The organism is Flavobacterium gawalongense, assembly GCF_007097265.1.
GTDB lineage: Bacteria > Bacteroidota > Bacteroidia > Flavobacteriales > Flavobacteriaceae > Flavobacterium > Flavobacterium gawalongense.
The window spans coordinates 42,015-62,704 of sequence record NZ_VJZP01000005.1; the positions used below are offsets into that span (position 1 = coordinate 42,015).

General features: G+C 34.7%; 23 protein-coding genes. 14 read left to right on the plus strand and 9 right to left on the minus strand.

Annotated features, from left to right (window positions below; genetic code table 11):
- Positions 1-19: 19 nt before the first annotated feature.
- The 9 genes from FNW38_RS04450 to FNW38_RS04490 all read left to right on the plus strand — a co-directional run bounded on the left by FNW38_RS04450 (position 20) and on the right by FNW38_RS04490 (position 9,857).
- Positions 20-1,024, plus strand: coding sequence for an AAA family ATPase (locus tag FNW38_RS04450; protein ID WP_131990630.1), 1,005 nt, complete (start codon positions 20-22; stop codon positions 1,022-1,024).
- A 186-nt stretch (positions 1,025-1,210) separates the two neighbouring features.
- Entirely contained in the window at positions 1,211-2,074 is an 864-nt protein-coding gene (locus tag FNW38_RS04455) for a DUF58 domain-containing protein (RefSeq protein ID WP_143386947.1), read from the plus strand.
- Between the two features lie 153 nt (positions 2,075-2,227).
- On the plus strand, positions 2,228-2,587 hold the full coding sequence (locus FNW38_RS04460) for a four helix bundle protein (protein WP_143386948.1): 360 nt from the start codon (positions 2,228-2,230) through the stop codon (positions 2,585-2,587).
- Positions 2,588-2,680: 93 nt separating this feature from the next.
- Positions 2,681-4,312: a hypothetical protein gene (locus tag FNW38_RS04465; protein ID WP_143386949.1), complete on the plus strand. Its 1,632-nt coding sequence runs from the start codon at positions 2,681-2,683 to the stop codon at positions 4,310-4,312.
- Complete coding sequence (locus tag FNW38_RS04470) at positions 4,312-5,313, plus strand: vWA domain-containing protein (RefSeq protein ID WP_143386950.1); 1,002 nt, start codon at positions 4,312-4,314, stop codon at positions 5,311-5,313. Before FNW38_RS04465 ends, FNW38_RS04470 begins: the two co-directional genes overlap by 1 nt.
- A 46-nt stretch (positions 5,314-5,359) precedes the next feature.
- A complete protein-coding gene (locus tag FNW38_RS04475; RefSeq protein ID WP_143386951.1) occupies positions 5,360-6,391 on the plus strand; it encodes a VWA domain-containing protein in 1,032 nt (343 codons plus the stop codon).
- A gap of 15 nt (positions 6,392-6,406) precedes the next feature.
- Positions 6,407-7,207 carry a tetratricopeptide repeat protein gene (locus FNW38_RS04480; RefSeq protein ID WP_143387036.1) on the plus strand — a complete coding sequence of 267 codons (801 nt, stop codon included), beginning with the start codon at positions 6,407-6,409 and terminating at the stop codon, positions 7,205-7,207.
- 20 nt (positions 7,208-7,227) lie between these two features.
- On the plus strand, positions 7,228-8,985 hold the full coding sequence (locus FNW38_RS04485) for a BatD family protein (RefSeq protein WP_143386952.1): 1,758 nt from the start codon (positions 7,228-7,230) through the stop codon (positions 8,983-8,985).
- A gap of 128 nt (positions 8,986-9,113) precedes the next feature.
- On the plus strand, positions 9,114-9,857 hold the full coding sequence (locus FNW38_RS04490) for a tetratricopeptide repeat protein (RefSeq protein ID WP_143386953.1): 744 nt from the start codon (positions 9,114-9,116) through the stop codon (positions 9,855-9,857).
- A gap of 140 nt (positions 9,858-9,997) precedes the next feature.
- Here the strand turns inward: FNW38_RS04490 and FNW38_RS04495 are convergent, their stop codons facing one another.
- Entirely contained in the window at positions 9,998-10,501 is a 504-nt protein-coding gene (locus FNW38_RS04495; RefSeq protein ID WP_143386954.1) for a CvpA family protein, read from the minus strand.
- A 151-nt stretch (positions 10,502-10,652) separates the two neighbouring features.
- Here FNW38_RS04495 and FNW38_RS04500 point away from each other — a divergent pair, with 151 nt between their 5' ends.
- The 3 genes from FNW38_RS04500 (at position 10,653) to FNW38_RS04510 (ending at position 12,623) form a co-directional block, all read left to right on the plus strand.
- Entirely contained in the window at positions 10,653-11,009 is a 357-nt protein-coding gene (locus FNW38_RS04500) for a hypothetical protein (RefSeq protein WP_143386955.1), read from the plus strand.
- Positions 11,010-11,110: 101 nt separating this feature from the next.
- Positions 11,111-12,130 (plus strand): phenylalanine--tRNA ligase subunit alpha, encoded by a 1,020-nt coding sequence (pheS, locus tag FNW38_RS04505; protein ID WP_143386956.1) that lies wholly within the window; start codon positions 11,111-11,113, stop codon positions 12,128-12,130.
- Between the two features lie 85 nt (positions 12,131-12,215).
- Positions 12,216-12,623: a hypothetical protein gene (locus FNW38_RS04510; protein WP_143386957.1), complete on the plus strand. Its 408-nt coding sequence runs from the start codon at positions 12,216-12,218 to the stop codon at positions 12,621-12,623.
- 1 nt (position 12,624) lies between these two features.
- On the opposite strand, the gene FNW38_RS04515 is transcribed toward FNW38_RS04510, so the two are convergent.
- The 6 genes from FNW38_RS04515 to FNW38_RS04540 form a co-directional block, all read right to left on the minus strand.
- Positions 12,625-12,843 carry a hypothetical protein gene (locus FNW38_RS04515; protein WP_143386958.1) on the minus strand — a complete coding sequence of 73 codons (219 nt, stop codon included), beginning with the start codon at positions 12,841-12,843 and terminating at the stop codon, positions 12,625-12,627.
- A 45-nt stretch (positions 12,844-12,888) separates the two neighbouring features.
- On the minus strand, positions 12,889-13,884 hold the full coding sequence (locus tag FNW38_RS04520; protein WP_143386959.1) for an NAD(P)H-dependent glycerol-3-phosphate dehydrogenase: 996 nt from the start codon (positions 13,882-13,884) through the stop codon (positions 12,889-12,891).
- A 322-nt stretch (positions 13,885-14,206) separates the two neighbouring features.
- Positions 14,207-14,788 carry a nicotinate (nicotinamide) nucleotide adenylyltransferase gene (gene nadD / locus FNW38_RS04525; RefSeq protein ID WP_143386960.1) on the minus strand — a complete coding sequence of 194 codons (582 nt, stop codon included), beginning with the start codon at positions 14,786-14,788 and terminating at the stop codon, positions 14,207-14,209.
- A gap of 97 nt (positions 14,789-14,885) precedes the next feature.
- Complete coding sequence (gmk, locus tag FNW38_RS04530; protein ID WP_143386961.1) at positions 14,886-15,458, minus strand: guanylate kinase; 573 nt, start codon at positions 15,456-15,458, stop codon at positions 14,886-14,888.
- Between the two features lie 118 nt (positions 15,459-15,576).
- The gene (locus tag FNW38_RS04535) at positions 15,577-16,437 is read right to left on the minus strand and encodes a YicC/YloC family endoribonuclease (protein WP_143386962.1); all 861 of its coding nucleotides are present in this window, start codon (positions 16,435-16,437) and stop codon (positions 15,577-15,579) included.
- A gap of 130 nt (positions 16,438-16,567) precedes the next feature.
- Positions 16,568-16,918 (minus strand): arsenate reductase family protein, encoded by a 351-nt coding sequence (locus tag FNW38_RS04540; protein WP_143386963.1) that lies wholly within the window; start codon positions 16,916-16,918, stop codon positions 16,568-16,570.
- Between the two features lie 76 nt (positions 16,919-16,994).
- Between FNW38_RS04540 and FNW38_RS04545 the strand changes: the two genes are divergently transcribed.
- A complete protein-coding gene (locus tag FNW38_RS04545) occupies positions 16,995-17,450 on the plus strand; it encodes a DinB family protein (RefSeq protein WP_143386964.1) in 456 nt (151 codons plus the stop codon).
- Positions 17,451-17,628: 178 nt separating this feature from the next.
- On the opposite strand, the gene FNW38_RS04550 is transcribed toward FNW38_RS04545, so the two are convergent.
- Complete coding sequence (locus FNW38_RS04550; RefSeq protein ID WP_143386965.1) at positions 17,629-18,372, minus strand: DUF3298 and DUF4163 domain-containing protein; 744 nt, start codon at positions 18,370-18,372, stop codon at positions 17,629-17,631.
- 101 nt (positions 18,373-18,473) lie between these two features.
- Here FNW38_RS04550 and FNW38_RS04555 point away from each other — a divergent pair, with 101 nt between their 5' ends.
- Positions 18,474-19,619 carry a cystathionine gamma-synthase gene (locus tag FNW38_RS04555; RefSeq protein ID WP_143386966.1) on the plus strand — a complete coding sequence of 382 codons (1,146 nt, stop codon included), beginning with the start codon at positions 18,474-18,476 and terminating at the stop codon, positions 19,617-19,619.
- Positions 19,620-19,755: 136 nt separating this feature from the next.
- Here the strand turns inward: FNW38_RS04555 and FNW38_RS04560 are convergent, their stop codons facing one another.
- Complete coding sequence (locus FNW38_RS04560; protein WP_143386967.1) at positions 19,756-20,559, minus strand: THC0290_0291 family protein; 804 nt, start codon at positions 20,557-20,559, stop codon at positions 19,756-19,758.
- Between the last annotated feature and the right edge of the window lie 131 nt (positions 20,560-20,690).

Consider the following 20,690-nt stretch of genomic DNA (forward strand, 5'->3'; position numbering starts at 1 on the left):
CGGTTTTAAAAATAATAAAATGGAAGAAAATACAGCGACTTTAGACATCAGAGCAATCAATGAAAAAATTGAAAGAGAGAGTGCTTTTATAGACCTTCTCACTATGGAAATGAACAAGGTTATCGTAGGTCAAAAGCACATGGTGGAGCGTTTGTTAATCGGACTTTTGGGTCAGGGACATATTTTGTTGGAAGGAGTTCCCGGATTAGCAAAAACTTTAGCGATAAATACCCTTTCACAAGCGGTACACGGATCTTTCAGCAGAATACAATTTACACCGGATTTATTGCCTGCCGATGTTGTTGGGACAATGATTTACAACATCAAACAAAATGAATTTTCGATAAAAAAAGGACCAATTTTCGCTAATTTCGTCCTTGCCGATGAGATTAACCGTGCGCCAGCCAAAGTACAATCGGCATTGCTAGAAGCGATGCAGGAAAAACAAGTGACTATTGGTGATACAACTTTTAAACTAGACCGACCATTCTTGGTTTTGGCTACGCAAAATCCAATCGAACAAGAAGGAACATATCAATTGCCTGAAGCACAAGTCGATCGTTTCATGTTGAAAACGGTTATTGATTATCCAAAAATGGAAGATGAACGGTTAGTGATTCGTCAAAACTTAAAAGGAAGTTATGAAAAAGTAAATCCTGTAGTTTCAGTAGAACAAATTTTACGTGCTCAAGAAGCGGTTCGTGAAGTGTACATGGACGAAAAAATAGAAAAATACATACTTGATATCATTTTTGCCACGCGTTACCCAGAGAAATACAAATTGGCCGATTTGAAACCATTAATCAGTTTTGGAGCTTCGCCACGTGGAAGTATCAATTTGGCGAATGCCGCAAAATGTTACGCCTTTATCAAACGTCGCGGATATGTAATTCCAGAAGATGTTCGTGCTGTAGTTCATGACGTATTGCGTCACAGAATAGGAGTTACCTATGAAGCCGAAGCCGAAAATATTACTTCAGTGGATATCATTAACAAAATCGTAAACGAAGTAGAAGTACCATAAGAATAGTATTCAGTGTTCAGTTTTTAGTGTTCAGTCTAGGTCGTTTCAAAAATATTTGTTGTTAAATAATTACAATGTAAAAAACTTTAGACAATAGACTTAATACTAATAGGAAAGACTGACATAAATTAATTAACTGAATACTCTTACTGATCACTCAATACTGAACACTGATCACTAAAAAAAATGGATACAAAAGAGCTTTTAAAAAAAGTACGAAAAATAGAAATTAAAACCCGAAGATTGAGCGATCATATCTTTTCGGGAGAATATCACACCTCTTTCAAAGGACGTGGAATGACGTTCAGCGAAGTGCGCCAATACCAATACGGGGATGATATCCGTGCTATTGATTGGAATGTAACTGCACGTTATAATGAAGCACACGTAAAGGTTTTTGAGGAAGAACGTGAATTGACCATGATGTTAATGGTTGATATTTCGGGTTCAGAAAGTTTTGGTTCGAAAAACCAATTCAAAAAAGACATCGTTACGGAGATTGCTGCAACAATGGCTTTTTCAGCGACTCAAAACAATGATAAAATAGGTTTGATTTTGTTTTCAGATGAAATAGAATTGTATATTCCACCCAAAAAAGGAAGATCACACGTATTGCGAATCATTCGGGAATTGATAGAATTTCAGCCTAAAAGCCGTAAAACAGATGTTGCCCAAGCCTTGAAGTTTTTATCGGGAACCCAAAAAAAGAAAGCCATCGTATTTGTAATTTCTGATTTCATGTCGGAGGATTATGAACAGACATTAAAAATAGCTTCCAAAAAACACGATATAACAGGTATTCGCGTCTATGATATTCGAGAAGAAAAAATGCCCAATTTGGGTATGGTTTCTATGCTCGATGCTGAAACCGGAGAAATCGAATTGATTAATACTGGTTCAAAATCGGTGCGAATGAATTATGAAAAACAATATAACGATAAAGTAAACTATTTTAAAGAAACATTCAGTAAATCAGGTTCAGGTGTTGTAAACACTAGAGTTGACGAAAGTTATGTCACTAAATTATTAGGCTATTTTAAATCGAGATGATGATTTCAGATTGTTGATTAACGATTTTTGATTTCAGATTTTGTTGGGATGGAGCAATGATTTTAAATTGAAGATTGAAGATTAACGATTTTAGATTTTGTTGAAGTGGAAAATTGATTTTAGATTGGAGAAATAAAAATAGAAAGTGAGTAAGTGAATAAACAAGAATTAGAAAATAGATTGATAGATTTTGCGGCGATAATAATAATTGTTGCAGGTAAATTTGAAAAAAACTATGCTGGAAATCATCTGGCAGGACAAATAATTAGATCTGGAACTTCACCCGCTTTAAATTATGGAGAAGCGCAAAGCGCAGAAAGCAGTAAAGATTTTATTCATAAAATGGGTATTTGTTTAAAAGAATTAAGAGAAAGTTTTGTTTGTTTGAAAATTATTGAAAAATCAAATTTAATCTCAGATTTAAATAATTTATCGATTGCAAAAACAGAAGCCAATGAGTTAATTTCTATTTTCGTATCAAGTATTAAAACAGCTAAAACAAATCTGAAATAATTTAGATTTTCGATGTTAAACGAATAGAAGTTTCGGGAGAAATCTGAAATCGTTAATCTTCAATCAAAAATCAAAAGGTTTCAATAATAAAAGATGAAAAAACAATTATACCTACTATTATTGCTGCTTTCTACGGCTGTTTTTGCACAACAAAAACAAGTAGTCACAAGTATTGACACGATTAAAAATAAAATTGGTGCGGAATTTAAACTATCGATAAAAACGACTGTTGACACATCGTCTAAAGTGATTTTTCCAAACCTGAAAAACTTTGGCGCTTTAGAGGTAATTCAGTCCTATCCTATTGATACCGTCAAAACGGATGGCCGTTATGAATTGGTGAAAAAATATGGTTTAACCCAATTTGATTCCGGTAGATATGTTATTCCAAGCATAAAGATTTTTATCAACAGTAAACCATTTTTTACGGATTCGTTTTTGGTTGAAGTGGCGAATGTTCAGGTGGATACTTTAAAACAAAAAATGTTCGATATTAAGGATATCGCTGCTGCGGATAATTCGATAGGAGATTGGTGGAAATATCCTTTAATACTGGCATTGATTGTTGGAATTGGAGCATTGGTTTATTGGTACATTAAAAAACAACAAAAGAAAAAGCTGGAAGAGGAAATATTCAAAACGCCAATTGAGAAAGCAACCAATTTGCTGGATACTTTAGAGAAAAAAGAACTTTGGCAAAAAGGAGAAGTCAAAGCCTATTACAGTGAATTGACGGATATCGCCAGAAATTATATCGAAGAAGCAATTGAAATTCCAGCGATGGAAAGCACTACAATGGAACTGATTCAGGGACTTAGAGCGGCTTCTGTCAAAAAGAAAATGACGCTTTCTCAGGAAACAATTGAAAATCTGGAACGTGTTTTGAAACAAGCCGATTTAGTGAAATTTGCCAAATCTAAACCATTGGATTTTGAAATTACCGAAGATAGAAATAAGATTCAAAAAGCAATTCTGACATTAGATAGCTCCATTCCAGTGGAAGTTCCAGTAGAAGAAGATACTTTATTGAATGAGGCGCAAAGACAAAAACAGATACAAATTCAATTGCAAAAAAAGAGGAATAAGCGTATTGTTACTGCAGTTGTTTCGGTTGTCTTTTTAGCGGTGGCAATCACGACTTTTTTCATTGTTCTCAAAGGATTTGATTATGTAAAGGACAATATTTTTGGCCATCCTACTAAAGAATTATTGGAGGGCGAATGGGTGAAAAGTGATTACGGAAACCCAGGTGTTATTATAGAAACACCAAAAGTGTTGAAAAGAGTTGATCTGACCAAAACGCTGCCTAAAAACGGAATGGCTTTGATTAAAGAGATGCAATCTTTTGCATATGGAAGTGTTGTAGATCCTTTTTACCTTATGGTTTCTACTTTAAAATACAAACAGGAGACAGAAATAGATTTGGCAAAATCAATGGACGGTGCATTGCAATCATTTGAAGCTCAAGGAGCCCAAAACATGATTGTTAAGCAAGAGGATTTTGAAACCAAAGAAGGAATTAAAGGATTGAAAGCCTACGGAACATTCTCGCAAATTGATGGCGATAATAAAGCGAGCGTTAAAATGTATTATGAAGCATTATTGTTTAGTCAAGAAGGCGGATTACAACAAATTTTACTCTTCCATGAAGAAGGGGATAGGTATGCAAATGAAATATCAGAACGAGTTTTGAACTCTGTCGAATTAAAACAAGCAAGTAAATAATGGCTAAAGTAACTTTTTTAAACCCAGAATTTTTTTGGTTGTTTCTTCTGATTCCAGTCGCAATTGTCTGGTTGTTTTGGAAAAAGAACCAACAATCAGCAACGTTAAAAATAAGTTCAATACAAGGATTTAAAGGCACAACTTCTTATTTAACAAAGCTGAAGCCAATATTGAATGTGTTTCGAGTGTTGGCTTTATGTTCTTTGATTGTTGCAATGGCAAGACCAAGAACGGTTGATATAAGCAATAAAACTAAAACTACGAAAGGAATTGATATTGTTATGGCAGTTGACGTTTCCGGAAGTATGCTGGCCAAAGATTTGAAACCAGATCGAATGCAGGCGCTTAAAAGATTAGCTGCAGATTTTGTTGAAGAAAGACCAAACGATAGAATTGGATTGGTGGTTTATGCTTCTGAGGCGTATACAAAAACGCCGGTAACAAGTGATAAAGCCGTTATTCTGGACGCTATCCAAAGTATAAAATACGATAACATTCTAAAAGACGGAACAGGAATAGGAATGGGATTGGCTACTGCTGTAAACCGTTTGAAAGACAGTAAAGCCAAAAGCAAAGTGATTATTTTGATGACTGACGGGGTTAACAACGCGGGATTTATTGAGCCAGACACAGCCTCGGATATCGCCAAACAATACGGAATAAAAGTATATACTATAGGAATAGGAACAAACGGAATGGCAATGTTTCCGTACGCAGTTGCACCAAATGGACAATTTCTTTTTCAAATGATGAAAGTTGAAATTGATGAGCAAATGATGAAAAAAATTGCAAACAATACGGGTGGAAAATATTTTAGAGCGACGAGTAATAGCAAGTTAGCCGAAATTTATGCAACAATAAACAAACTGGAAACTACAGAAATTGAAGAATTAAAATTCTATGATTATGATGAAAAATTTAGGCCATTTGTATGGTTTGCAGGTTTTTTGTTATTACTTGAGATAGGATTGCGAAATACAGTTTTTAAAAGCTTTATATAATGTCAGTCGTAGTTTTCAGTCGTAAACTGCAACTAAAAGGAAAAAAATGGAATTAGACGAAAAAAAATATTTATACCTCCTTTTTATACTACCCATTGTGGCGCTGGTTTTTCTAGTTAATTTATATTGGAAAAGAAAAAAACAACGCGAATTTGGAGATTTAGAGATCGTAAAAAAACTAAGCCCGGAAAGCTCTGTTTTTAAACCAGTTTTGAAGTTGGTATTGTTATTATTAGCATTACTTGGACTGATTCTTGGATTGGTAAATCCAAAGATTGGTACTAAAATGGAAACCGTAAAGCGAGAAGGAATTGATATTGTTTTTGCAATGGATGTATCCAAAAGTATGCTGGCTGAGGATGTAGCACCCAATCGTTTGGACAAAAGCAAGCAAGTTGTCTCGCAAATTATCAATCAATTAGGGAGTGATAGAATAGGAATTGTCGCTTACGCCGGAAGTGCCTTTCCCGTATTGCCCATTACGACTGATTATGGTGTTGCAAAAATGTATTTGCAAAGCATGAATACTGACATGGTTTCATCTGTAGGAACATCGTTCAACGAAGCAATCAAACTGTCTACGACTTATTTTGATGATAAAAAAACGAGTAAGTTATTGATTATGATTTCCGATGGTGAAGACCATGCCGAAGGAGCAGAAGAAGCTGCAGAGGAAGCTAATAAATTAGGGGTAAAAATCATCACAATAGGAATAGGAACTGAAAAAGGAGGTGCCATTCCTTTGAAAAGAAACGGCATTATCGAAAGTTTTAAAAGAGACAATAACAATGAAGTGGTTATTACCAAATTAAATCAAGAAAGTCTAAAAGCAATTGCAAAAGCCACAAAAGGCGGTTATGTGAACGGAACGAATACTAAAGAAGTGCTGGAGTATGTGAAAAACGCATTAAATAATATTCAAAAAACCGAATTTGAAGCCACACAAATGGCCGACTTTCAATCGCAATTTCAATGGTTTTTAGGTTTTGCTTTTGTTTTCTTATTTCTGGATATTTTTCTTTTGGAAAGAAAAACAAGCTGGGTAAACAAATTGAATTTATTTAACGAGAATAAATAAAATAGAATGACAAAAATGTATTTAGCTTCGTCTCCCTCTCCTTTGGAGAGTCCTGACGCTTCGGGAGGGGTGAGGAAAAACATAATTTTACACCTGTTATTACTTTTTTCTTTTGTTGTAAACGCACAACAGAAAGACAGGATATTGCCTAAAGCAAACGAGGAATATGCTGAAAATAAATTTGTGGATGCCGAAGCTAATTATAGAATTTCGGATTCAAAATTTCCGAATAAAACAGTTGCACCTTACAATTTAGGGAATGCTATTTATAAGCAAAACCAAGTTGCAGAGGCTAAATTTGCTTACGCAAAAGCATTGAAAAACGCTAAATCAAGACCTGATAAACACCAAGCATTTCATAATTTAGGAAATGTTTTCATGAAAGAAAAGGATTATACGCAAGCAGTGGAAGCCTATAAAAACGCACTGCGAAATGATCCTGCTGATGAAGAAACTCGTTATAATTATGCTTTGGCAAAGAAAATGCTAAAAAAAAATCCGCCAAAGGATGATAATAAGAAAGACGACAAGAAGAGTGATAAAGAGAAGAAAGAGGATAAAAAGGACGACAAGAAAGACGGAGAAAAAGATAAAAAAGATAAAAAGAAAAAAGACGACAAAGGAGATAAGGACAAAGATAAGAAAGAGCCTAAACCAAATGAGAATGGGGAACCAAAACCGACGCCTGGAGGAATCTCTAAAGAACGTTTAGAAAATCTTTTGGATGCGGTAAATAAGGAAGAAAAGAAAGTTCAGGATAAAGTGAATGCCCAAAAAGTAAAAGGAAAACCAATGAAAACGGAGAAAGATTGGTAATTCAATTAGATAATTTGAAAATGAAAAGATTTATAGCAGTACTTGTTTTAATGGTGTGTAGCTCACTTAGCGCTCAAGTACAATTTGAAGCGAGAGTAAGTAAAACCACGCTAGGCTTAAACGAAAGACTTCGTATCGATTTTATAATGAATGTAGATGGAGATAATTTTAATCAGCCATCTTTTGAAGGATTTAGAATTATTGCCGGACCGAGTCAGCAGGTTAGTCAGTCTTGGGTAAATGGGAAGAGTTCTTTTGAAAAAGTATATTCTTATTTTCTTTTGCCAAATCAAAAAGGATCGTTAGTTATCAAGCAAGCAGCGATAGAATACAACGGGCAAATTTTTAAAACATCGCCCATAAGAATTAATGTTACTGCGGCAACGGAACAGCCTAGAGATCCTAACGATACTCAAGTTTCTGCGGATGACAATATCTATCTTGTGGCGGATGTTTCCAAGACAAATCCCTACATCAACGAACCTATTACGGTGGTTTATAAATTGTATTTCAGTTATAATATTGGAATTACCAATTGGCGAGAATTAAACAAACCAAAGTACAACGACTTTTGGAGTCAGAACATCGATATCAAACAGCTTGTTGCTGAGGAAGGCATGTTTAAAGGGCAAAAATACCGTTATGTGGTATTGAGAAAAACCGTTTTATATCCGCAAAAATCCGGAAAGTTAGCAATAGAACCTTTGTCATTAGATATTGATGTGCAATTGCCTACAAATCGCAGAGATATGTTTGGACGTGTAATTGTTAATGAGGGTAACAAAAGAGTTTCTGCAGGAACAAAAACAATAACCGTTAAACCACTTCCTGAAGCAGGAAAACCAGAAGATTTCTCTGGAGCTGTTGGGAATTTTAGTTTTAAAGTAACACCATCAAAGACCGATTTAAAAAACGGAGAAAGCCTTGATTTGGTTGTAAGTGTGACTGGAAAAGGGAATATGAAACTATTCAGCTTGCCAAAACCGGTTGTGCCAAATGCGCTGGAAATGTATGATGCGGTTCATAATGAGCAAGTGAATACACCGCTTTCAGGAATGTCAGGAAAAATTTCTGATAGTTATACTATTATACCACAGTACAAAGGGGATTATCCTATAAAACCATTAAAGTTTTCTTATTTTGATTTGGGTTCAGAAACCTATAAAACACTAAGTTCACCAGAGATAATGATTAATGTTCTCAATGGTCCTACAGCTTCGGATGCTACTACAGCTTCGAATTCAGGGGAGAACAAAAATAAAATTACAAACGTTGAACAATTCAAATTCATCAAGTTAAAAAGCAATCTTTTGAACATGAATAAAAAAGATTTCTTCGGTTCTAATTTATTTTATGGATTGCTATTTTTCCCGTTTCTATTATTGCCTTTGATTGTATTATTCAAAAAGAAAAAAGAAGCTATTGACGGTGATATTACCGGAAATAGAATCCGAATGAATAATAGATTGGCAAAGAAATATTTATCGGAAGCCAAAAAACAAATCAACAACAAAGAACTGTTTTATATTGCACTTGAAAAAGCGATGCATAATTTCCTGAAAGCTAAATTACATATTGAGACTTCAGAAATGAGCAAGGATAATATTCAGGAATTCTTGTTGTCGAGAAATGCTAATCCAGAAGCGGTGAATGATTTTATCGCACTTACAGAAAACTGTGAAGTGGCCAGATATGCACCATCGTCAAGTGTTACGATACAACAGGATTTTGATAAAGCGGTAGCGATAATCTCTGACTTAGAAAAACAGATTGTTTAAATATCTATTTAAAATAGACACTAAGACACAACGCAGATTGGACTAATTATTGAGTTAACTAATTTTGCGTCTTTGTGCCTTCGTGGCAAAAAAAATGAAGTAGTGCCTCCGGGTAAATAAAAATAGAAATGAAAAATATACTATACATACTCTTACTTTCAACCCAAGTTTTCTTTGCCCAAAATGGCTTTGAAAAAGGGAATGCCTTTTACGAAAAAGGGAAATATGAGGAAGCTGTTACAGCTTACGAAAGTGTTTTGAAAGACAACAAACATTCGTCAGAATTGTATTTTAATTTGGGAAATGCGTATTATAAATTGAATAAAGTAGCACCTTCCATTTACAATTATGAAAAAGCATTAGTGCTCAATCCAAATGATAGCGAAAGTATCAACAACTTAAAATTTGCTCAAAAAAGAACCATTGATGAAATTAAAGTAGTGCCAAAAGTTGGTTTTGGAAAGTTAGTCCGTGATTTCACGGGAATCTATCATTACAATACCTGGGCGTGGATTTCTGTTGGACTTGCAACATCATTCTTATTGTTTTTTCTGGGATATTATTTTTCACAAACAACAGTATCCAAAAGAATATTCTTTTTTGGAATGGTTGTACTTATTTTTCTGATTCTAATAAGTGTTTTATCAGCGATTTTCGAGAAAAGCCATTTTGATACTGAAAAACCGGCTATTGTTTTTGCCGAAATAGCAGATGCAAAAAGCGAACCCAGAAATGGAGGTCAGGCAATCTTTATGTTGCACGAAGGGACCAAAGTGTACGTGGAGGAAATCATTGGAAAATGGAAAAAAGTGCAATTAACGGATGGAACCGAAGGTTGGATCGAGAGTAGCGCGATAAAGGAAGTGAAATAATAGTATTCAGTGTTCAGTTTTTAGTGTTCAGCATTCAAATTGGAATAAATGAATTAACAAACAATATTGGCTAATCGCTTTACAAAATCGAAACTTAAAACAGAGTGTCCAATTACTGACCACTAAAAACTGAACACTGATTACTTCTTCTTCAAACCATCGTACCATTTCTCTATGGAAGGATACATAAATCTAGCTGTTTTTTGGATGGGATTATAAAATAGAGATTTATCCAATGTCTCTTTTTTGGCTATAAAATTATGATAATTTATTTTTTCGAAAACAGCGAATACAATACCTAATATCAAAACAGTTTTTAAAACCTTAAAAAATCCACCACCCAATTTGTTAATCCAACCTAAATAAGCAAAATCCGCTATTCCGGTAAGGAATTTTTCCAATAATGATATTCCAATCACAACAAGGATAAAAGTGAGCACAAAAGCAATCACTTGAATGGTATGGGGATTCCAATGAACAAATCCTGCCAACAGTCCTTTTATAAGTGAGGAAAATTTTATGGCAAAATAAATCCCGACTATTATTGAAACTAAAGAAGCTAATTCAACAAAAAGACCATTTCTAATGCCTTTATACAAAGCAAAGGCAAGTAATCCACCCAAAACGATATCTAAAAAACTCATAATTATATTTTATAAAAGAAAAAGTGCAAATATAAAAGAATTGTTCGGTATCAATTGCCAAATTTCAAGTTCTTATCTTTGTCAAAATAATTCGATTACTATTTTTGAAAATCTACAATCAAAAGTCGTTAATCTGCAATCAAAAATAAAAATGTCAAGAGACACACAACTTAAAGAACGCTGGGAACAGCTTGTAAATATACTTTCTAATCAATTTTCTCAAGGGGAAGATTTAGATCTCGATGCTATTATTTATCTGATTGGAGTACAAGAACTCGGGAAAGTACATAGCGAATACAAGAAAGACGAAAAATTAAACCTGATGCACATCGCGATTTGCAGGTTATTAGAGCCTTATGGATTCTATGAATTCGAATTTTTTGATGAAGAAGGATGGCCTCATTACAAAGTAAAAGAGGAATTACCGCCACTAAAAGCGGGAGAACAATCGGTTTTAATGAAAGAAGCTATTGTTAATTATTTTATTGAAAGAGAACTAATTTCGTAGTTTGCAGTCTCAGTCTCAGTTTTCAGAACGAATCTACTGAAAACTGAGACTGAAAACTGAAAACTTTTCCCTAAATTTGCACTCTCAATTATTGGATGAAAATGATAGACAAGATAAAAGAATATATTGGCGAAGCACAAGCTTTCTCAACGCAAAATACAGCAGATTTAGAAGTATTCCGAATTAAATTTCTTGGAAGTAAAGGGCTTTTAAAAGAACTTTTCGCTGAATTCAAAAACGTTCCTAACGAACAAAAAAAAGAATTTGGTCAAGTAATCAATTTGCTTAAAACTTCTGCCGAAGATAAAGTAAAAACCATACAAGAAGCTTTAGAAAGCAAAGAAGAAATCAAAGGGTTGCACGGGGATTTGACGCGTTCAGCTGAACCGATTACTATTGGTTCCCGTCATCCTATTTCATTGGTAAAAAACCAAATTATCGATATCTTTTCGAACATTGGTTTCAATGTTTCCGAAGGTCCTGAAATTGAAGATGATTGGCATAATTTCACCGCATTAAACCTGCCAGAATACCATCCGGCACGTGACATGCAAGACACGTTTTTCATCCAAACCAATCCTGATATTTTGTTGCGCACGCACACATCATCCGTTCAGGTGCGTTACATGGAGAACAACAAACCGCCCATTCGTACGATTTCTCCGGGAAGAGTTTTCCGTAATGAAGCCGTTTCGTCGCGTTCGCACTGTATTTTTCACCAAGTGGAAGGATTGTATATAGACAAAGACGTTTCTTTTGCCGACTTAAAACAAACGCTTTTGTATTTTACCAAAGAGATGTTCGGAAAATCAAAAATCCGTTTGCGTCCGTCTTATTTCCCGTTTACTGAGCCAAGCGCTGAGGTTGATATTTATTGGGGTCTGAAAACAGAAACCGATTATAGAATCACCAAAGGAACCGGTTGGCTAGAAATCATGGGTTGTGGAATGGTAGATCCTAACGTTTTGAAAAACTGTGGCATTAATCCTGACGAATACAACGGTTTTGCATTCGGAATGGGAATTGAAAGGATCGCCATGTTGTTGTATCAAATCGGCGATATCCGTATGTTCTACGAAAATGACGTTCGTTTCTTAGAGCAATTCAAATCAAGCATTTAAATATTTAAGAATGTTGATTAACGATTTCTGAAGGATTTAAAATCTGAATTCAGAAATCGTTAATCTTATATCTAAAATCAAAAATATGAAATCCGACATCATCATCCCCGAAGTAGAAAACGTATTCCTTGCTGCAGTTCAGGAATGGAGCGACGATTTCATGGAAAAAGTATGGTATGCCTATTTAATAAATGATAGTGATTACCTTATAGAAAGTGTAATGGTCGTTTCCAAAGCTTTTGGAACCATAGACGGCGAAATGAAAAAAACATCACTTTTGCGTCATGCTTTTGTAGAAGTGCCGCCAGTTTCAGTGATCAAAATAGAAATGATAGAAAAAAGTGTTCTGGCACTTAACAATGAATTTATGTTGACTTATTTCATCGGGGATAAATTGCACGACAAAAAATTCATTTTTAAGGCACATTCCATCCATGAAGATTTTGTGGAAGAAGTGCCTATTTTATTCGTTGACGGAGTTATTGTGAGGTAAATTATTGATTGTTGAGCCTTTTGTTTTTGGATTTCCAAGTAAAATAACCCAAAACAAAAATGCCGAGTATAATGTAAGCACCCCCGCGAATATAAAAACTAGGTTTGGAAACCTGTTCTAAAAAAGGAACTTCTTTTATTTCAAATAAAATCATAAAGACGGTCATGAAAACACCCCAAATTCCACCGGTTTTAATCTGATATTTCCATCTTTCGCCCATGACATGTGTATTTTGATTATTGAAATCTGCTATCTGTAATCTGAATTAATCTAATTTGTCAGTCAGGGCCTTAAAGACAGTTTTAGCATCCTTTCCTTCATATAGAATCTCGTAAACGGCATCTATAATTGGTGTTTTAGCACCGTAGCCTTGATTGAGTTTATAAGCACTTTTAGCGGCATAATAGCCTTCGGCAACCATGCTCATTTCCATCATCGCTGATTTTACCGTGTAGCCTTTACCAATCATATTCCCGAACATTCTATTTCTGGAGAATACAGAGTAACCCGTAACCAATAAATCGCCTAAATAAGCTGAATCATTAATGTTACGTTTCATTTTATGAACTTTCTTGATGAATTTTCTCATCTCTCGAATCCCGTTACTCATCAACACCGACTGGAAATTATCACCATAACCCAATCCATGGGCCATTCCAGCTGCAATTGCATAAATATTTTTTAGCATGGCAGCATATTCGGTTCCTATAATATCATCTGTAATCTTCGTTTTGATGTAATTTCCAGATAAATTCTTAGCAACAATTTTAGCTTTTTCATCATCGCCACAGGCAATAGTCAGATAAGACAATCGTTCCATAGCAACTTCTTCTGCGTGACAAGGTCCGGTAATTACACCTATATTATAATAAGGAATGTCATATTTAACATGGAAATGTTCGCCAACAATCAAACTCGTTTCGGGAACGATACCTTTTATTGCCGAAAAAATGATTTTGTCTTTCAATGAAACCGTCAGTTTTTCTAATTCAGCATCTAAAAAAGCAGATGGAATAGCAAAGATTATATAATCAGCATAAGCCACAGCCTCATTTATATCACTGGTCAATTTCAGTTTTTTGACATCAAATTCAACGGAACTTAGATAATTTGGATTGTGTTTGTAGGTTTTAATGTGTTCTATAGCAGCTTCATTACGCATATACCACGAAATCTCCGAAAGATTTACACATAGCATCTTTGCAATCGCTGTTGCCCAACTTCCTCCGCCAATCACTGCAAATTTTATATTTTCGGTCATTTTTTTATTAAATTTAATCAAAAGTACTTAAAAAAGTAGTGATTATACAAATAAAATTGGAACAAGAAATTTGTATTTTTAAGAGTTTTCAAAATGCAATAATTATAAGGCTTAAAAAATAATTTTACTTTTTTTACTTCTTAACACAATATATACATGTAACTTGCGTTGTAGATCTTTATAAATTAATCATTTAACAAATATAATGCATATTGAATTAGTTGGTTTTGTTTTAGTATTTTAAAAGGCGTCCCCATTATAAATAGGAGAACGCCTTTTTATTTGTGCTAAAGTCAACCAGCATCAGTATTATTTGGAATAATTACTTCTTATAAAAGTTATTATGATCAATATATTCCCAAACTTTTGCAGGCAATAACGGCTGTACATTTTTCCCCTTCTTAATATTATTCCGAATAAATGTCGATGATATTTCTACAACCGGAGCATCAATCATATGAATTCTTGGATGGTCCTTAAACATTACGTTCTCTGCTTCGGTTGAAAGTCGAGGATAGACATAAATTTCATGATTTGCCAGAATAGCTTCGTAGTTTTTCCATTTGTGCAACGACTTGAGATTGTCTTCGCCCATGATTAAGGAGAACTCGTAACTTGGATATTTTTCCTGTAAGTGAACTAAAGTGTTCACGGTGTAATTAGGCTGTGATAATTTAAATTCAATATCCGAAGGTTTGATTTTTGGAAAATCCTCGGTGGCGAGATGTACCATTTGCAAACGATGGTAATCATCAAGTAAAGTGCTTTTTTTCTTCAAAGGATTGTGAGGCGTAACCACCATCCATACTTGGTCTAAATCGGCATGTTCCGCCATGTGGTTGGCAATGATGAGATGCCCAACATGAATGGGGTTAAACGTTCCGAAATAAAGACCTATTTTCATATTTTACCGCTAACTAGTAATTTATTTTGCACAAAGCCGCAAAGGCTCAAAGTGTTTATAAAACAATTCGTTCGTGCTAATTCGTGAAATTCGTGTTTTATTTTACAAAATTCTTTACCAATTGATAGGCTTCTTCAAGCGCAATATCTAAATCGTAGTTTTTTATAATAACATCAAACTGTGGTGCTGTGGCTAGTTCAACAGAAGCTTTGGCAATACGCATATTGATTTTGTCTTCACTTTCAGTAGAACGTTCTTTCAGTCTTCTTTTTAGTTCATCCACGCTTGGTGGCTTTACAAAAACAGCTAAAGTTTCTTCTGGGAATTTATGTTTGATACGTAATCCGCCCGATACGTCAATATCAAAAATCACATTTTTTCCTTTAGCCCAAATGCGTTCCACTTCACTTTTTAAGGTTCCGTAGAAATTGTCGCGATAGACTTCTTCCCATTCCAGAAAGTCTTCGTTTTTGATGTGTTTTTTAAACGCTTCGGTCGATATGAAATAATAATCTTTTCCATTTACTTCTTCGCCTCTTGGTGCACGGGAAGCTGCCGAAATTGAAAATTCAAGATTCAAATCTTCTTTGCTTAATAAATGCCTAACTATGGTGGTTTTTCCAGATCCTGATGGTGCCGAAAAAACGATTAATTTTCCTCCTGTACTCATTTTATGCTGAATTTATTTCAGTATCTATTTATGTTTTCCTGCAAGGTTTTTTTAACCTTGTAGGTATGGTTTAAAATTAATAAACCTACAAGGTTAAAAAAAACTTGCAGGTTGTGACTTATAGAACGTTCAACACCTGTTCCTTAATTTTTTCCAATTCGTCTTTCATCTGAACGACTAATTTTTGCATTTGTGCGTGATTCGATTTAGAACCCATCGTGTTGATTTCACGTCCCATTTCTTGTGTAATGAAACCTAGTTTTCTACCATTGGCTTCGGTGCCGTTGATGGTTTCAAGGAAATAATCAAGGTGATTGGTCAATCGCACTTTTTCTTCGGTGATGTCTAATTTCTCTAAATAATAAATCAATTCCTGCTCAAAACGATTTTCATCTACATTAACTTTTAGTTCTGAAATTGCAGTTTGCAGACGGTCTTTTATCGCCTGAACACGTTCTGGATCAAGTGCCAAAGCTTCGGTCATGTATTGACGGATATTACCAATTCGCAATTGAAATTCTTTTTCAAGAGACATTCCTTCATCTTTTCTGAAGGTCAAGATGTTTTGCAACGCTTCTTCGACAACGGTTTGGATTTGAACCCAGTCGTTTTCATCGATTTCATCACGTTCTATTTTCATGGTATCCGGCATGCGAATGGCCATTTTCATTAGTTCCGTTTCATCAGCATCGGCATAGACTTCCCTCAACTGGTTGATATATCCTTTTACAATGGGCACATTAACTTTCGTAGAAGTTTGTTCAGCGGTACTTTCGATAAAAATAGAAAAATCTACTTTTCCTCTTTCCAGTTTTAGGGCAATTTGGTTGCGCAAACCCAATTCCATTTCGCGGTAAAGAGAAGGCATTCTCACATTCAAATCCAAACCTTTACTGTTTAAGGATTTTACTTCTACCGTGATTTTTTTGGTTGGTAATTGCAAAGTCGCTTTACCAAAACCCGTCATTGATTGTATCATATAGTTGTATAAAAGAGGTCAAAGATAATGAAAAAGTGTTCAGTTTTCAGTGATCGGTGTTCAGTTGAGTAATCGTTTAGGATTGCTACTGATCACTGAATACTGATTACTTTTTTATTGGTATTCGATATTATCCCAAAGCTTTCATTACTTGCAACATGTTTTGCTGTGTGTTACCAATAAAAATTTTTCCGTCTATAATAAAAACAGGACGGCTCAAGAACGTATAATGTTCCAGAATGTATTTCTTGTAATCATCTTCAGTTAAAGATTTATTCTTTAAATCCATTGATTTATACAATTGTGCTTTTTTGCTGAAAAGTGCTTCGTAACTTCCGGAAAGTACGCGCATTTGTTCCAATTCTTCCACTGTAATCGGGTCTTGTTTGATGTCGTGAAACTTCAAATTATGATCTTTCGGTAATGATTTTATAATTTTTCTACAGGTGTCGCAAGAAGCGAGATAATATATTTTGTTCATATAAACAGCGATTTCTTTGTGCAAAGAAAAATCATTTGACACGGAAAATGATTATTTTTATCAAAAAATTAGAAAAATGAATCAAACATTCGACGTCAACACTACAAGCAGAAATATAGTTTCAAAATTTCTAGCCGGTTACACTTTAGAACAACTCAACACGATTCCTGAGGGATTCAGCAATAACTTGATTTGGAATATTGGCCATGTTATCGTGACACAACAATTGTTAGTGTATAAACTTTCAGGTTTACCCATGATGATTTCCGACGAGTTAGTCGGAAAGTATAGAAAGGGAACTAAACCGGGACATATCGCCACACAAACCGAAGTGGACGAAATCAAATCGGTATTGTTTGAAACAATCAATCAAACCAAAGTTGATTTTGACAATAAAATTTTCAAAAATTATAATGAATATCCCACATCAACTGGTTTTATCTTAAAAAGCATTGAAGATGCATTGGCTTTTAATAATTTCCACGAAGGGCTTCACATCGGGATTATGATGAGCATCAGAAAGTTTATTTAGGAGCTATTTCCCGCTATTCGTTGCAATCTTTTTTTCGGTAAAAACCTCAAAAAAGGATTTTCACTGCTATCCGGGCTAGGCAATCCCTAAAAATATAATAATTTGGTCTTTAAAAGAATTTTCAAATTATAGGAACTTAAATTCCTTATATGTTTCTGATTTTTTTAAAGACCATTTATTATTTAACGGTCAAATAATCGTTCACTTCCTTATAAAGCAACAACAATTCTTTTGGTCCATCTGCATACGATGCCGCTTCATAGGAATTATAATAAAGAAGCAACCCTTTATCGGTGTAGAAAATATTTTGGGGCAGGTTGAATTTCTCGTCTTCAAACATCAATCCGGTTGAATTTATAGATTTGTTTGTCGGAATTTTATATTTGGCTCTGAATTTTTTTTCGGCGAAAGCCTTAAAAGCATTCTTGTCTTTAAATAATTTAGTATTCGGAATAAATTTTCCGGTGTTAGGATCAAATAGCAGCGAACGCAACCCTTGGTAGCCATGAGCGCCACCGGTATAGGTATAGTGCTTGATTTCTATATTCAATATACTGTCGGATTGGTATTTTATACTTCCTTCAATGTCAGCTTCCCAGCCAAATTTGTCGTTCGGAAATTCTTTCTGAAGTTTTTCATAGGAATCAATAAACGAAGTTAACAATCCGTCATAATTCGTTGATGTATATGGCTTTTCGCCAAAATAAATAATCTCCTTCAATACCGAAAACACTTTTTTGTTGATGCTGTCCGCTACAATTGGGACTGCATTTGCAACAGGGATTTTTACAGTAATTTTTGGACAATTTTCTTTGCAGGGCAAAGTCGTTTTTTTCTGGAAAGATTGATCTTCAAAAACCAATTCGTTAGAACATCGCGCTGCCGAAAAAAGCAATAAAGTATAAATTAGTAGGTGTTTCATCTCAAAATTGTTAATTAAATACAAAGGTACCTACTTGTGGCTTGGTTAAAATAAATTAAAAGGTAAATTTGTAAAACAATTTTGCATTAAAAATTCAATATATGAAATTCAATACTAAAGTTATTCACGGTGGTCAGCATCATGATCCTAGTACGGGAGCAGTTATGCCGCCAGTATACCAAACGTCAACATTTGTACAAACAAGTCCTGGACACCCCATAAATCCGGATTATGAATACAGTAGAGCTGCAAACCCTACCAGGAGTGCTTTGGAAAATGCATTAGCCAGTATTGAAAACGGAACACGAGGATTGGCTTTTTCGTCAGGATTAGCGGCCACGGATTGTATTTTACGTTCTTTCAAGGCTGGTGATGAAATCATAGCTATGGATGATTTGTATGGTGGAACCTACAGAATGTTTACCCGTATTTATAAAGATTCCGGAATAAAATTCCATTTTGTGGATATGAATGATTTGGAGAAATTCAAGTCATTAATCAACGAAAACACCAAATTGGTTTGGGTAGAAACGCCAACAAATCCATTGATGAAATTAGCCGACATTCAAGAAATTGCTAAAATCACTGCAGCAAATAAAATCCTTTTTGCAGTTGATAATACTTTTGCAACACCCTATTTACAAAAACCATTGGATTTAGGAGCTGATATTGTAATGCATTCTGCAACCAAATATCTTGGTGGCCATTCTGATGTTATTGCGGGAGCATTAATTGTAAAAGACGAAGCACTTGGAGAACAATTGCATTTCCAACAATTTGCAACGGGAGCTACATTGGGACCAATGGATAGTTTCTTGGTTCTTAGAGGAATAAAAACTTTGCATTTGCGAGTAGAAAGACATTGTGAAAACGGTGGAAAAGTGGTGGAGTTTTTAAACAACCATCCAAAAGTGAAAACGGTTTATTATCCGGGATTGCCAAGTCATCCGTATCATGAAATCGCCAAAAAGCAGATGAGTGGTTTTGGAGGGATGGTTTCGTTCACTTTTGTTTCGGGTAAAAAAGAAGATGCTATTGATTTTCTGGAGAAACTAAAAGTGTTCACCTTAGCAGAATCTCTTGGTGGAGTAGAATCATTAGCAAATCACCCAGCTTTGATGACTCACGCATCGATTCCGGAAGAAAAGCGAAAAGAAATAGGAATTACAGATGATCTGGTTCGATTGAGCGTTGGTATAGAAGATGCCGAAGATTTAATTGAAGATTTAAAACAAGCATTAGCGTAAATTTATAAAAATAAAACAGCCCGCTTTTCTCCCTCTCCTTTGGAGAGTCCCGACGCTTCGGGAGGGGAGAGGAAAAAAGCGCCAATTCTAATTTTAGAATTGGCGCTTTTGTTTTTATATTGGTGTTTTGTTTTTTCTATTGTAAGTAATAAATATAACCAACATTCAACCAAACCAGCCAGTCGTTTGCTTTGTTTTCTTTGTAAAGTGCCGGATTAGGATTTAAACCATCTACCCAATTGGAAAAATAATATTGAAATCTTAAATCAATCATTAAATCTCGTAAAGGAGTCAGTTTATAACGGGTTCCCATGCTTGATACAACTGACCACACGGTCCCGCCTTCAGTAGAAAATCCATAAGGACGATCGTCTGTAGGGATTAAATATTTAGGAAATGTAGTTAAGGGTGTTCCCAAAGTTCCCATTGTTGAATAAGCTTCGGCATCATAATAACTGAATTGGGCTCCAAGACTTACGAATGGTCCTAAGCTACCAATTCTTGCGGTAAAATCACGAATACTCCATGGGAAATATTCTAGTTGCATTCCTATGTTTGTAACCGCGGTGCTTCCTTTCATTGCGCGTAATTGATCTGCTCCAAGAGAGGTTTTATTTGGTTCTACCCATTCTCCAAAATGCTCTAATTTGGTTTTATTATAAGAAAGCTCGGATCTTAATTTAAAATGGTCATTAAAATAAGTTTCAGGAGTAAAACAGTTACATTCGGCTTTGTAAGAGAAATTTAAATAATGAATAATTCCAATTCCTAAACCTGTATTTCCGGAGTTAGTTTTCAAATCATAGCGTTCCCCATAATCAGATTGAAAAGCCACAGGACCAGCAATAATTCCTACTTCATGCGAAAAACCAAATTGCGCATTTATTTTATTTGAAAAGCCAAATAAAATAAATAAAGTAAGGATGGTTTGTTTGATCATTAGATATTAAATTTCAACTCTTGACAAATATATAAAAACATCATCCATTAATTAAAATAAACTAAAAATTAAATATAAGTAATCAAATTCTCATTTGGTTACGAAAACTATAACGTTTTCGTAACAAATGC

Excerpts from the sequence above, each read along its gene's own strand:
- FNW38_RS04475 (WP_143386951.1), top strand. The coding sequence starts at position 5,360 with ATGGAATTAGACGAAAAAAAATATTTATACCTCCTTTTTATACTACCC.
- FNW38_RS04545 (WP_143386964.1), top strand. The coding sequence starts at position 16,995 with ATGAATCAAACATTCGACGTCAACACTACAAGCAGAAATATAGTTTCA.
- FNW38_RS04490 (WP_143386953.1), top strand. The coding sequence starts at position 9,114 with ATGAAAAATATACTATACATACTCTTACTTTCAACCCAAGTTTTCTTT.
- FNW38_RS04510 (WP_143386957.1), top strand. The coding sequence starts at position 12,216 with ATGAAATCCGACATCATCATCCCCGAAGTAGAAAACGTATTCCTTGCT.
- FNW38_RS04465 (WP_143386949.1), top strand. The coding sequence starts at position 2,681 with ATGAAAAAACAATTATACCTACTATTATTGCTGCTTTCTACGGCTGTT.
- FNW38_RS04480 (WP_143387036.1), top strand. The coding sequence starts at position 6,407 with ATGTATTTAGCTTCGTCTCCCTCTCCTTTGGAGAGTCCTGACGCTTCG.
- FNW38_RS04520 (WP_143386959.1), bottom strand. The coding sequence starts at position 13,884 with ATGACCGAAAATATAAAATTTGCAGTGATTGGCGGAGGAAGTTGGGCA.
- FNW38_RS04550 (WP_143386965.1), bottom strand. The coding sequence starts at position 18,372 with ATGAAACACCTACTAATTTATACTTTATTGCTTTTTTCGGCAGCGCGA.
- nadD (WP_143386960.1), bottom strand. The coding sequence starts at position 14,788 with ATGAAAATAGGTCTTTATTTCGGAACGTTTAACCCCATTCATGTTGGG.
- FNW38_RS04515 (WP_143386958.1), bottom strand. The coding sequence starts at position 12,843 with ATGGGCGAAAGATGGAAATATCAGATTAAAACCGGTGGAATTTGGGGT.
- FNW38_RS04455 (WP_143386947.1), top strand. The coding sequence starts at position 1,211 with ATGGATACAAAAGAGCTTTTAAAAAAAGTACGAAAAATAGAAATTAAA.
- FNW38_RS04560 (WP_143386967.1), bottom strand. The coding sequence starts at position 20,559 with ATGATCAAACAAACCATCCTTACTTTATTTATTTTATTTGGCTTTTCA.
- FNW38_RS04495 (WP_143386954.1), bottom strand. The coding sequence starts at position 10,501 with ATGAGTTTTTTAGATATCGTTTTGGGTGGATTACTTGCCTTTGCTTTG.
- FNW38_RS04500 (WP_143386955.1), top strand. The coding sequence starts at position 10,653 with ATGTCAAGAGACACACAACTTAAAGAACGCTGGGAACAGCTTGTAAAT.
- FNW38_RS04485 (WP_143386952.1), top strand. The coding sequence starts at position 7,228 with ATGAAAAGATTTATAGCAGTACTTGTTTTAATGGTGTGTAGCTCACTT.
- pheS (WP_143386956.1), top strand. The coding sequence starts at position 11,111 with ATGATAGACAAGATAAAAGAATATATTGGCGAAGCACAAGCTTTCTCA.
- FNW38_RS04450 (WP_131990630.1), top strand. The coding sequence starts at position 20 with ATGGAAGAAAATACAGCGACTTTAGACATCAGAGCAATCAATGAAAAA.
- gmk (WP_143386961.1), bottom strand. The coding sequence starts at position 15,458 with ATGAGTACAGGAGGAAAATTAATCGTTTTTTCGGCACCATCAGGATCT.
- FNW38_RS04470 (WP_143386950.1), top strand. The coding sequence starts at position 4,312 with ATGGCTAAAGTAACTTTTTTAAACCCAGAATTTTTTTGGTTGTTTCTT.
- FNW38_RS04555 (WP_143386966.1), top strand. The coding sequence starts at position 18,474 with ATGAAATTCAATACTAAAGTTATTCACGGTGGTCAGCATCATGATCCT.
- FNW38_RS04540 (WP_143386963.1), bottom strand. The coding sequence starts at position 16,918 with ATGAACAAAATATATTATCTCGCTTCTTGCGACACCTGTAGAAAAATT.
- FNW38_RS04535 (WP_143386962.1), bottom strand. The coding sequence starts at position 16,437 with ATGATACAATCAATGACGGGTTTTGGTAAAGCGACTTTGCAATTACCA.